Genomic DNA, 11209 nt, shown 5'->3' on the forward strand with positions numbered 1-11209 from the left:
TTTAGTTATAAATAAATTTATTAATAGGAGGATATTCGTATGAAGAATATCAAAACAATTTTAATCGCAGTATTATCGTTTATGCTCTTGTTTTCGGTAAGCTGTAAGAATGAAGACAAAACAGGAGGAGGAGAAGATTATTCCGTGCCAACCGCTACGGGCGACCCCGCTACCGATTTAACGGATGGCAATTACACGGGAACTCTTAACCGAACGGCGCAAGTGGGAAGCACAACGGAAGACATGCCGACTATTGACGGTTTTTACTTGAACATAGCTGGCAATAAGGCGGAAAGCGGGCTATTTGGAGCGTTAGCAAATGCGGATATATTAAAATCTGGTTCGGAATATTCCGCTTATGGCGAAACTAATGAGGAAGGATTGATTACCAAAGAGTATATCAAATTCACCGTTTCTGGCGACAACATAGCGATTACTTATATTGTGGCAGTTTCGGCTAACGGACAAAATTATAAACTTACCTATGAAGGCACTTTGACTAAAGATACTTCGACAGGTAGTTAATAAAAGTTTTCGTTAAAACTTCTTGAAATTAAAGGCATCGTATTTATTGCGGTGTCTTTTTTATTTGCAAACAATAAATAATTTAATCTCTATAACTCAAACCCAATACATATAAGGCTATATCTTCAAATTTTATATTTACGCTTTTTGCCATAGCGGGAATGTCGGACGTGTTAGTCATTCCGCTTTGAGTGTTTACTTCCATCAAATAAATATTGCCCTTTTCGTCTATTATCGCGTCAATTCTGCAAAGTCCTTCGCAACCCAAAATATTATAAGCGGAAGAGCAAATTTCAATAACTTTTTTTTCTATTTTTTTATCAATTTTCGCGGGAACTTCCAATTCCGTTTTGCCCGCCGTATATTTTGCGTCATAATCGTATATTTCGTTTTTCGTATTTATGCCGAGTATTGGAAAAATATATATTCCTTTATTTTCTCTCACAAGTCCAACCGTTATCTCTTTTCCTTTTATATAAGGCTCGATAAAATAATCGGAAATTTTTTCTATTTTTTTTATATTCTCTTCAAATTCTTTTTTATTTTTTATTAAAGAAACTCCCACGCTCGAACCGTTTGATATAGGTTTTAATATTAAAGGAAATTTTATTTTATTGTTTTCATTATTATAAAAATCTTTAAGCAAAATAAAATCCGCCGTTGGAATATTCGAAGATTGCCAAATTCTCTTCGTATAAACTTTATTCATACAAACCGAACTTACCAAAGTATTTTCGCCCGTATATTTTATATTGAGACAATCCAAAAGTCCTTGAATAGAACCGTCCTCTCCAAAAGTGCCATGCAAAATATTATAGCAATATTCGACTTTTTCTTTTTTTAGAATGTCGACAAGCTGATAATGATTTTTCACATCGATTAAAATGCAATTATCTTTTAACTCTTTAAAACTTGTAAGAGCTTTATAAATATTTTCTCCGCTTCTTAAAGAAACTTCTCTCTCTTCGCTGATTCCTCCGTAAAGAACGGCAATTTTTTTATTTTGAAATTTTTTTAAAATATTCTTTTTCGATTCTTCGCTTAAAATCATATCGTCCCTTTTTAATTAAATACTAAAAATAAGAAATCTATATACGATTACAATTATATAATGTCGCATATAGATTGTATAATATTAAACTTTTTTCTTTCCCGCTCGCTTAAAGCCGCGTATTTCGATTTGTAAACGATTTCGTTTGCCAGAATCATAAACTGCTCTTTTATATTTTCCGCCGCTTCTTTCGGAGTTTTTCCTCTCGCCCTTATCGCCAAATCGTCATTAACTATCAAATAATTTCCGCTTTCGATTTCAATCAAATAGCCTCTTAAATAAGTTTTAAAATGAAAATCGTCCGTATCGTTAAAATTTAATTCTATTCTTTTTTTAGCCATTAGTTTATCCCCGCCTTTTGTGAATAATTTTCGTTAGTCAAGCCAAATGTTTTTTGAGTAAAAAGTATATCGTTCGTGCTGAAAGCGTATGGAACTCTTTCTTTAAGCCCGACTATTCCGTTCGATATAGCTTGATTTATTATAGTATAAAGTTCTTCTCCATGCCTCTGCTGATATTTTACGACATCTGCAATAATTATTTCGTAAGCCGTTTGTCTCGTTGGCGAACCCGTATCTCCTATTATATGGTAGGATTTGCCGTTTAATCTGTCAACCCAAAGATAACTTCCGTTAGCCTCGTAAACTCTAAAATCTATTATTATATTCTGCGCCCAAAACGACATATAAGAATTGGCAAACATTATTCCGTCATAATTATTTAATATTTTATTCGCCGTCTCTTCGTCCAAAATATTCGCCGCCAAAGTTCCCGTAGCCGCCACATAATCCGCTCTAAATATGGAATGATTCGACAATTTTGAAAATTCCTGTTTTCCCAAAGCCTCTTCCAAAGTTATAAGTTTAACCAAATTATTTTGAGAATTGAAATTGGTAATAAAACTTCCCAAAACAAAATCGGCGTATATTTCCGTATTCAAATATTTTAATTTATCCAAATTTTGATTAGTCATATTTTTAGGAAATGTAAAAGAAGCGATTACAATATTTCTTTCTTTGCTTATGATATTATCGACTACAACATAAGATTGTCTCATATTCGCACACGATAAAAAAAGGCATAAAAAAATAAATATAATAAAAAACAAAAATAATTTTTTATTCATCCACGCTTCCTTTTCTGTATTCTATAACTTGGCTGGCTGTCGATTTTACCGCATAATCCGAATCGCCCGAGGATAACAAATTTAAAGCTCTGTCGACTCTCGCGTCTTTATAATCTTTCAAAGATTCTATAGCCGTTATTCTCACCCATTTATTTCTGCTCGATAAACTATCCAAAATAGGATTCAAAAGTTCGGGAGAGTTAATATTTCCCGCTACTTTCAAAGCCTCCATTTGAACTTGCAAATCTGTGTCGGAAATCGCTCTTTTGATGCTGTCAATAGCTTCGGGATTGCTTGCCGCAAGTTTTCCAAGCCCCATAACCGCCAGACATCGCACATTAAAATCGGGGTCTTCAACGCTCGCTTTCAAAAAATCGCTATAAGCCACATCTGTTTCCAAATTGCTTAAAACCCACATCGCCTCCGCTCGCACTTCTCTATTTCCGTTTTGGGCGGCATTTAAAACTTCCAAAAGCACTTCTTCGTTTTTAGGATTTTTTGCCAATTTTCTTTCCGCTCTATTTATATCTTCGATTCTTCTTAAAGTGACATTTTTCTGCGAACATGAAATTAACAATATAAACGATAAAATATATACAAAATTTTTCATTAATAAATAAATCCTGTTATTTAATTTCTAACAATTTATTTTTTATTTTATTTATCTCTTCTTTTGCCTTATCAATATTTTCAATCGAGCCTTGAGCGAAAGAATCTTTTCCGCCTCCTCGTCCTCCAGCAACGGAAATAATCTCTTTTATAATAGAATTTGCGGATAAATTTTTTAACGGTTTTCCCGTAATTTGAACGAGTATTGAATTTGCCGAATCTGTTTTGCTAATCATTATAGCAACGGAATCTTTCACTCTTTCCTTTATCGTATCCGCATATAATCTAATATTTTTTATATCCTCGTTAAACTCCAAATTGTAAAATCTGCTTCCGTTTATTGTTTCATAATTATCCATAAATAAATTTGCGGAAGAGCCAGAGGTTTTTAAGCCTTTATTTTCTTTTTGAAGTTTCCTTATTTCGTTTTGTAAATTTTCCGCTCTTATATTGAGTTCTTCCACTTTTGAAGCACCCAATATATGAGTCAAACTCTTCACTTTATAAAAAAGATTTGTCGATTCTCTCGCCGCTTTAATTCCCGTTATAGCCTCGATTCTACGAACTCCGCTTGCAACCGAACCTTCGCTAACTATATGAAAATAACCGACTTGAGCCGTATTTGTCAAATGACTTCCTCCGCAAAGTTCCACAGAAAAACCGTTTCCTATATTTAGTATTCTAACCGTATCTGGATATTTTTCCCCGAATAAAGCTTTCGCCCCCGAAGATATTGCCTCTCCTTTCGGCATAAATTTTATTTCGGCGGGCATAGATTTGAATACTATTTCATTAACTTGATTTTCTATCGATATTAAAGTTTCTTCGTTTATCGAATCTGGATGAGTGAAATCGAATCTTAAATAATCTTCGCAGACGAAACTTCCCGCTTGATTTATATGGCTTCCCAAAGTTAGCTCCAATACTTTTTGTAATATATGAGTCGCCGTATGATTTTTTCTGATTGAATTTCTTCTATCAATATCGACAAATAATTTAACTTTTTCTCCGACTTTCAAAGAATAATTATCGCAGTCGACTATATGAACAATCGAGTTTTCTTTTTTTTGCGCGTCTATAACTTTAATTTTTTCGGATTTTGAATTTTCAATATATCCCGTATCTCCGACTTGCCCGCCCATCTCTCCGTAAAAAGGCGAAATATCGGTTATAATAATCGCTTGAGAATTTGTCGCTCTTTCTTTTTTATTTCCGTCTTCGTATATTCCGATAATTTTTGCATCGACTCCGTTTATAATAGAATCGTAATCTTCGCCGATATATTTCGTTTCAAAATTTTCAACATAATCGAATTTTGATTTTTTATCCGCTCCAGTTCCTCTGCTTCTTTTTCTTTGGAATTCCATCGCTTCTTCAAAACCTTCCTTATCGACAGTAAAACCATGCTCGCTCGCTTCTTCTTCTGTTATATCCAATGGGAGTCCGTAAGTGTCGAAAAGCATGAAAGCGTCCGAACCTTTTATAATTTTATCTTTAGAATATTCCATTACCGAATAAAGTTTATTCATTCCCGCGGAAATCGTATTGATAAATTTGTTTTCTTCTTCTTTAAGAATTTTTTTTATATTATTTTCTTCTTTAGGCAGATTATCGTATATGCTCCCGTAAACATTTATAACGGAATCTGAAATTTCATTTAAGAAAGCGTTTTTATAACCAAAATCGTTTGCGGTTTTTAAGGCTCTTCTTAAAAGTCTTCTTAAAACATAACCTCTTCCTTCGTTGGACGGAATGCAACCTTCCCCGATAACGAATACCAAAGCTCTTAAATGGTCGGCGATTAAATTTATTTTAGTTTTATTTTTATCTTCGTATTTTATATTTAATTTTTTTGAAATTGCATCGACAATCGGCTTCATTACATCGGTTTGATAATTGCTTTCGACTCCCTGCATGATATAGCATAATCTTTCGAGTCCCATTCCCGTATCGATTCCCACATTTTGAAGAGGAGATAATTTTCCGTCAGTATCTTGAAAAAATTCGTTGAAAACTAAATTCCAAAATTCCAAATATCTTTCGCAATCGCAACCGACATAACAATCGGGTTTATGGCAGCTTTTTTCTTCGCCCATATCTATATAAAGTTCGCTGCAAGGTCCGCAAGCGCCAGAATCTCCAGCGGGTCCCCAGAAATTATCTTTTTTTCCAAGCCTGACTATTTTTTCTTTTGAAATTCCTATTCGTTTATTCCAAAGTTCAAAAGCTTCGTTATCCTTCTCGTAAACCGAAACATATATTTTTTCTTTCGGAAGATTAATCACTTCGGTTGAAAATTCCCAAGCGAATTCTATCGCTTCTTTTTTGAAATAATCGCTCATAAAACAGAAATTGCCGAACATTTCAAAAAAAGTATGATGCCTTGCCGTTTTGCCAATATTTTCCAAATCGGATAATCTGAAACATTTTTGTATTGTAGCCACTCTCGAATACGGAGCTTTTTTTATTCCCGCATAATAAGGTTTGAATTGCAACATTCCAGCGGTAGTGAATAATAAACTCGGGTCGTCTATCGGTATTAAGGAAGAGGATTTTTCTATCGCATGTTTTTTGCTCTTGAAAAACTCTTTAAATTTTTCCCTTAATTCTAAATGGTTCATAATAACTCCGTATTTTGAAAAATTTAAATAACTTTAACTGATTAATGATATAATTAAATATCATATTTTGCAATAAGAATTTATTGTCTATTATTATTAATAAGATTAATATATTTCCCGAGCAGATTTTTTATATCTTCGTATTTGAAACCTTTTCGCATTAAAGTTCTAATAATATATTCTTCTTTATTTTCTTTGCTTTCGTAAACTCTATAATATTTTCTTATCGCGTTTTTTAGCGCTTTGCTTTCCGTTTTATAGCTTATAGAATCCGCGGCTTTTTCTATCAATGAATTTTTTATTTTTGATTTTTTTAGATAATCGATTATAAATCTTTTGCTTTTTCCTTTCAATTTTAACGAATTTACGGCAATTTTTACAAATCTTTTATCGTCAATCAAATCGTAATCTTTGCAATATTTGATAGCGTAATTTATGAATCTTTTTTTATGTCCTTTTTGAGATAATTTTTCTTTAAGAATATTTTCGCTTACAAAACCTCTTTTTAGAATATTAATCGCCGATTTTTTAGCGGAAGATTCAAAAGCTCTCGCTCTTATATGCGGAATTTCTTCGTATTCGAGTTCCATTCCTTCGTATATGTCGAGTTCATAAGTTCCGTTTTTTGGAATCGTGAAAACATCTCCGCCAGAAACTTTTATATATATTTTATCGCCTTTGAGTCTCATTTTTAGAATTATCATAAAATCAATATATATTAAATTTCGCCTTTTTCAAGTATTTAATAATAATTAAAAATAATATAAAATAAAAATCATTCAAAATTATTTACGGGAGAATTTTAATGCCAACTTTAAAAATAAGCGTATCTGGTATAAGAGGAATAATAGGAGACGGACTTGATATAAGAACGGTTGTAGATTATACGGCGGCTTTCTCATGTCTTTTTCCAAAAAAAGCGAAAGTAGTGGTTGCGAGGGACACAAGATTAACGGGAGATACGATAGCAAATTCGGTAATATCGACTCTAATGGCTTCGGGAATAAATGTTATCGATATAGGAATAACGCCTACTCCAACAGCTTTGTATATGGTTGAAAAATTAAAAGCGCATGGCGGAATAATGGTTTCGGCGAGTCATAATCCAATAGAATGGAACGCTTTGAAATTAATAGGAAAGGGCGGAAAATTTTTGGATGAAAAATCGGTTCAAGAATTAAATAAACTTTACGAAAAAAAATCTTCAAGATTCGTTAAGGCTTTGGAAACGGGAACTTATCAGAAAATTGATGACGCTATAGAACAGCATATAAAAAGAATAATAAGATTTATCGATGTCGATAAAATAAAAAAGCGTAATTTTAAAGTGGCATGCGATTATGTCAACGGAACGGGTTTATTTGCCACTCCTAAATTATTAAAATCTTTGGGAGTAAAAGAAATTTCAATTAATAAAGAAAATACGGGAAAATTTTCGCATGTGGCAGAACCTTCTGCAAGCAGTATGAAGAGTCTTTCGGAGCTTGCAAAAAAAAATAAAGTCGATATAGGTTTTACTCAAGACCCCGATGCCGACAGACTAGCGATAGTTTTAAATGACGGAACAATCGTAAGCGAAGAATATACTTTGGCTTTATGCGCGAAATATTTATGGGAAGTTGGAAAAGGAAACGCGGCGGTTAATTTATCCACTTCAAGAATGATTGACGATTTGGCGAAAGAAAAAGGCTATTCGGTAGACAGAACGAAAATCGGCGAAATAAATGTTTCTTCTCATGTGGTTAAGAATCGTTTATATTTTGGAGGCGAAGGCAACGGAGGAATAATAGTTCCAGCGGTAAGCCCGGGACGAGATTCTCTTTTGGGAATAGCTTTAATATTGGAGCTTATGGCTAAAGAAAATAAAACTATTAAAGAAATCGTAGCCGAGATTCCAAAATATGAAATAGTAAAAGAAAAATTGGAAGTCGCTAAAATAGACGAAAATTTATTTTTAAAAAATATAAAATCGAAATTTCCGAAATCTAAAATAACGACTATTGACGGAATAAAAATCGACTTGGAAAACGGATGGCTTCATGTAAGGAGTTCGAATACGGAGCCGATAGTCAGAATAATAGCGGAAGCGAAAACCAAAAAAGAAGCTAAAGAATTGATAAAAACGGCTATAGATATTATAAAAGTTAAAAAATAAAAATTAAGCGGTAGAAAGTAAATCTCTACCGCTTTTATTTTGCTTAAATCAATTTATTTATGAAATTATACAACGCCAAGAGTTCCCAATATTATGGCGACTATCGTAGCGCTTATAGGAATAACCGTGCAACACATAAATATATCTATATAAGAATCTTTATGCGTTAATTTTGTTACCGCAAGAACCGTTAAAACCGCTCCGCATTGTGGAAGCGTATCCAAACCTCCCGCCGATATTGAAGCGACTCTCGAGAAAACCTCTAAAGCTATTCCGCTTTGCTCTGCCAATTCTATAAATTGAGGTCCCAATGCTTCCAAAACTATTGAAACTCCGCCCGAAGAAGAACCCGTAGCTCCAGCCAATACATTAATCGCTATAGCTTCCGATATTAAAGGAGACGCGTCTATTCCCGTTACCAAAGTTTTTAATTGCTCGAATCCAGGAACCGCTCTTATTACGCCTCCGAAACCTACTCCAGCGGCGGTATTAAGAATGGCAAGCATAGAACCCGCCGCTCCATCGTTTAGAGTTTTTATTACATTGCCGAAAGTTTTTATTCTTCTTATAAATATTATTATGCCCGACAATACTCCCGCAAGTAAAGCGACTACTATATTCAATTTAACCGCGTTAAAAAGAATAATAATCAACAACGGAGGAATTATGGCAAGATACCATTTAGGCAAATCTTCCGAGTTGGAAACTCCCGCGGTAGTTTCGCCTTCGGGTTCGTCAAAAACTTCTCCAGCGGATTGCAACTTTTTTGTTCTATATTGAAGCCATAATATTCCCAATACGAACATTAATATACCGCAAATTATACCGATAACGGGAGCGCTCATTGGACCAGTTCCGAAATAAGTCGCGGGAATAACATTCGTAAGTTGAGGAGTTCCTGGAAACGCCGTCATTGTGAAAGCGAAAGCTCCCAAAGCTATAGCTCCAGGAAGCATCTTTCTTGGAAGATTAGCTTCTCTGAATAAAGCCAAACCCATAGGATACATAACGAAAACCACAACGAATAAAGAAACGCCGCCGTAAGTTAGAACGCCGCATATAACTACAACCGCAATTATCGCTCTTTTATATCCTATTAATTTAGCGAGAAAATGAGCTATACTTTCCGCAGCTCCAGTAACTTCCATAACTTTTCCGAATATAGCTCCAAGCATAAACATAGGAAACCAACTTTGAGCGTATCCTCCGAAAGCTCTCATAAAATCTCCCGTGAAAGCGTCAAGCAAATTCATTCCCCCGAACGCCGCGACTACCAACGCCGAAACGGGCGCAACCCACAGAATCGACATTCCTTTATAAGTAAGAAACGCCAAACATATTAAACCAAGCAGGATACCCAACATAATTTACTCCTTAAATCAATTAACACATTCCCCAGCCATGACTTACCAGCATCGACTGTCCCGTCATCACTCCGCCTTCATCATGAGCGAAGAAAGAAACCAAATTAGCCACTTCTTCCAAAGTGGTAAATTTTTTATCCACCGTATCTTTTAACATGATTGTGCTTATAACTTCCTCTTCCGAAATTCCTTTTATTTTAGCCTGTTCGGGAATTTGTTTTTCAACCAAAGGAGTTCTAACAAATCCAGGACATACGACATAAGTATGAATATTAAATTCTCCGCCCTCTTTTGCCAAAACTCTTGCAAGTCCCAAAAGTCCATGTTTGGCGAAACAATAAGGAGATTTGAAAGGGGAAGCCAAATGAGAATGAGCCGAACCCATAAATATTATTTTTCCGCCTTTGCCAGATTTTTTCATTTCGGTAAACGCCGCTTTTGCCGTTAAAAAAGCTCCGTCCGCATGAATAGCCATCATTTTCTTCCACTCTGCAAAAGGGAATTCTTCTATAGGATGAACTATTTGAATTCCAGCGTTTGAAAAAACTATATCGATACCGCCAAAATCGGTTATAGTTTTTTTGAAAGCGTTATTCACATCTTCCTCGCTCGTTACATCCATAGAAATTGCCATAGCTTTTCCTCCGCTCGAATTAATCTCTTCGGCTACTTGTTTAGCGCCTTCAAGATTCAAATCGGCTACCACAACGGCGGCTCCGTCTTTAGCCAATCTTTGCACAGAAGCTTTACCCAAACCGCTTGCCGAACCCGTTACTAACGCTACTTTGTTGTTTAAACTCATAGTTTTTCCTCCAACTTTTTATTTATTGAATTTTTATTTATAACTAAATAAGGATTTTTTATTTTCCTTAATAAGCTATCGAATATAAATTTGAACCAAGTTAAAAAAGATTTAACTAAATTTACGTCACAGTCGCACAGAGCGAAAAATATTTTTTGATATAAAAATTTTAAATAATTATTCTTTAAAAGATATAATTGTGGTTTGCGTTGCGTTGCGTTGCAAATGCACATATAGTATGCTAATTTATAGTGTTTAATATTAATCATATTATTAAGTATATACAAAAAATTTTAAATGTCAAGCAATTAAAAAATATTTTAAAATTTAAATTTGCAATTTTATTTTCAATACTATATAATATTTTCAATATAATAAATTCGTAAATCGCTGGTGTAGCTCAATTGGTAGAGCAGCTGATTTGTAATCAGCCGGTTGCGGGTTCGAGTCCCATCACCAGCTCATTAAATCGATTTTTATAATCTGTTATTAATTATCATAATTACTAATTGGGATTATTTTTTATGAGTTCTATAAAATTAAAAAATCTTATAAATAAAAAGAAATTTTTTGTCATTGCCGAAGCTGGATGCAATCATGAAGGCAATTTTGAAACGGCTTTAAAAATGGTTAGCGAGGCGGCTAAATCTGGAGCGCATGCTATTAAATTCCAAAGTTTCACTATGAATAATTTATTTGCGGTAAAAGAATATACGAAAAAATTAAAATTGCCCGAAAACGCTCTCAATGGAATAAACAATATAATTTTCAAAAAAGAATGGTATAAACCTTTGATGGCGGAAGCTAAAAAGAATAATATTATTTTTATAAGCACGCCTTTTTCTATAGAATCGGTTTCTGAAATGGAAGAAAACAATATTGAAATATATAAAATTGCGTCTTGCGATATTGATAATATTCCTCTGTTAAACGCAATTGCGAAAACTAAAAAGCCC

Annotated in this window: 11 protein-coding genes and 1 tRNA gene; 4 read left to right on the forward strand and 8 right to left on the reverse strand. The window is 34.0% G+C overall.

The genetic code is table 11. The features are described 5' to 3' along the window. Positions 1–39: 39 nt before the first annotated feature. On the forward strand, positions 40–525 hold the full coding sequence (locus tag EZH24_RS02625) for a hypothetical protein (protein ID WP_137997580.1): 486 nt from the start codon (positions 40–42) through the stop codon (positions 523–525). An 82-nt stretch (positions 526–607) separates the two neighbouring features. Here EZH24_RS02625 and EZH24_RS02630 read toward each other — a convergent pair whose 3' ends face one another. The 6 genes from EZH24_RS02630 to EZH24_RS02655 form a co-directional block, all read right to left on the reverse strand. Next, the gene (locus EZH24_RS02630; RefSeq protein WP_137997581.1) at positions 608–1576 is read right to left on the reverse strand and encodes a D-alanine--D-alanine ligase family protein; all 969 of its coding nucleotides are present in this window, start codon (positions 1574–1576) and stop codon (positions 608–610) included. 53 nt (positions 1577–1629) lie between these two features. Further along, positions 1630–1917, reverse strand: a complete 288-nt coding sequence (locus EZH24_RS02635; protein ID WP_137997582.1) for a hypothetical protein — start codon at positions 1915–1917, stop codon at positions 1630–1632. Beyond that, positions 1917–2702, reverse strand: coding sequence for a hypothetical protein (locus tag EZH24_RS02640; RefSeq protein WP_137997583.1), 786 nt, complete (start codon positions 2700–2702; stop codon positions 1917–1919). Before EZH24_RS02640 ends, EZH24_RS02635 begins: the two co-directional genes overlap by 1 nt. Continuing rightward, positions 2695–3312 carry a HEAT repeat domain-containing protein gene (locus EZH24_RS02645; RefSeq protein WP_137997584.1) on the reverse strand — a complete coding sequence of 206 codons (618 nt, stop codon included), beginning with the start codon at positions 3310–3312 and terminating at the stop codon, positions 2695–2697. The genes EZH24_RS02640 and EZH24_RS02645 overlap by 8 nt, the downstream gene beginning before the upstream one ends. A 16-nt stretch (positions 3313–3328) precedes the next feature. Then, positions 3329–5932: an alanine--tRNA ligase gene (gene alaS / locus EZH24_RS02650; RefSeq protein ID WP_137997585.1), complete on the reverse strand. Its 2604-nt coding sequence runs from the start codon at positions 5930–5932 to the stop codon at positions 3329–3331. Positions 5933–6012: 80 nt separating this feature from the next. Beyond that, entirely contained in the window at positions 6013–6621 is a 609-nt protein-coding gene (locus EZH24_RS02655; protein WP_137997586.1) for a regulatory protein RecX, read from the reverse strand. A gap of 116 nt (positions 6622–6737) precedes the next feature. On the opposite strand from EZH24_RS02655, the gene glmM reads away from it, so the two are divergent. Further along, positions 6738–8087: a phosphoglucosamine mutase gene (gene glmM, locus EZH24_RS02660; RefSeq protein WP_137997587.1), complete on the forward strand. Its 1350-nt coding sequence runs from the start codon at positions 6738–6740 to the stop codon at positions 8085–8087. A gap of 65 nt (positions 8088–8152) precedes the next feature. Here glmM and EZH24_RS02665 read toward each other — a convergent pair whose 3' ends face one another. Both EZH24_RS02665 and EZH24_RS02670 read right to left on the reverse strand, forming a co-directional pair. Then, positions 8153–9451 carry a GntP family permease gene (locus EZH24_RS02665; RefSeq protein WP_137997588.1) on the reverse strand — a complete coding sequence of 433 codons (1299 nt, stop codon included), beginning with the start codon at positions 9449–9451 and terminating at the stop codon, positions 8153–8155. Between the two features lie 19 nt (positions 9452–9470). Then, positions 9471–10253 carry a 3-hydroxybutyrate dehydrogenase gene (locus EZH24_RS02670; protein ID WP_137997589.1) on the reverse strand — a complete coding sequence of 261 codons (783 nt, stop codon included), beginning with the start codon at positions 10251–10253 and terminating at the stop codon, positions 9471–9473. A gap of 389 nt (positions 10254–10642) precedes the next feature. Between EZH24_RS02670 and EZH24_RS02675 the strand changes: the two genes are divergently transcribed. Then, positions 10643–10715, forward strand: a tRNA-Thr gene (locus EZH24_RS02675). Positions 10716–10777: 62 nt separating this feature from the next. Then, positions 10778–11209 (forward strand): N-acetylneuraminate synthase family protein (locus tag EZH24_RS02680; protein ID WP_201798554.1); only part of this gene is annotated, 432 nt, incomplete at its 3' end.

It is taken from the genome of Brachyspira catarrhinii (genome assembly GCF_005518285.1).
In the GTDB taxonomy this organism is placed as follows: domain Bacteria; phylum Spirochaetota; class Brachyspiria; order Brachyspirales; family Brachyspiraceae; genus Brachyspira; species Brachyspira catarrhinii.

What these genes read in the sequence shown, in the direction of transcription:
- EZH24_RS02625 (WP_137997580.1), top strand. Translation starts at nt 40, where the DNA reads ATGAAGAATATCAAAACAATTTTAATCGCAGTATTATCGTTTATGCTC.
- EZH24_RS02630 (WP_137997581.1), bottom strand. Translation starts at nt 1,576, where the DNA reads ATGATTTTAAGCGAAGAATCGAAAAAGAATATTTTAAAAAAATTTCAA.
- EZH24_RS02635 (WP_137997582.1), bottom strand. Translation starts at nt 1,917, where the DNA reads ATGGCTAAAAAAAGAATAGAATTAAATTTTAACGATACGGACGATTTT.
- EZH24_RS02640 (WP_137997583.1), bottom strand. Translation starts at nt 2,702, where the DNA reads ATGAATAAAAAATTATTTTTGTTTTTTATTATATTTATTTTTTTATGC.
- EZH24_RS02645 (WP_137997584.1), bottom strand. Translation starts at nt 3,312, where the DNA reads ATGAAAAATTTTGTATATATTTTATCGTTTATATTGTTAATTTCATGT.
- alaS (WP_137997585.1), bottom strand. Translation starts at nt 5,932, where the DNA reads ATGAACCATTTAGAATTAAGGGAAAAATTTAAAGAGTTTTTCAAGAGC.
- EZH24_RS02655 (WP_137997586.1), bottom strand. Translation starts at nt 6,621, where the DNA reads ATGAGACTCAAAGGCGATAAAATATATATAAAAGTTTCTGGCGGAGAT.
- glmM (WP_137997587.1), top strand. Translation starts at nt 6,738, where the DNA reads ATGCCAACTTTAAAAATAAGCGTATCTGGTATAAGAGGAATAATAGGA.
- EZH24_RS02665 (WP_137997588.1), bottom strand. Translation starts at nt 9,451, where the DNA reads ATGTTGGGTATCCTGCTTGGTTTAATATGTTTGGCGTTTCTTACTTAT.
- EZH24_RS02670 (WP_137997589.1), bottom strand. Translation starts at nt 10,253, where the DNA reads ATGAGTTTAAACAACAAAGTAGCGTTAGTAACGGGTTCGGCAAGCGGT.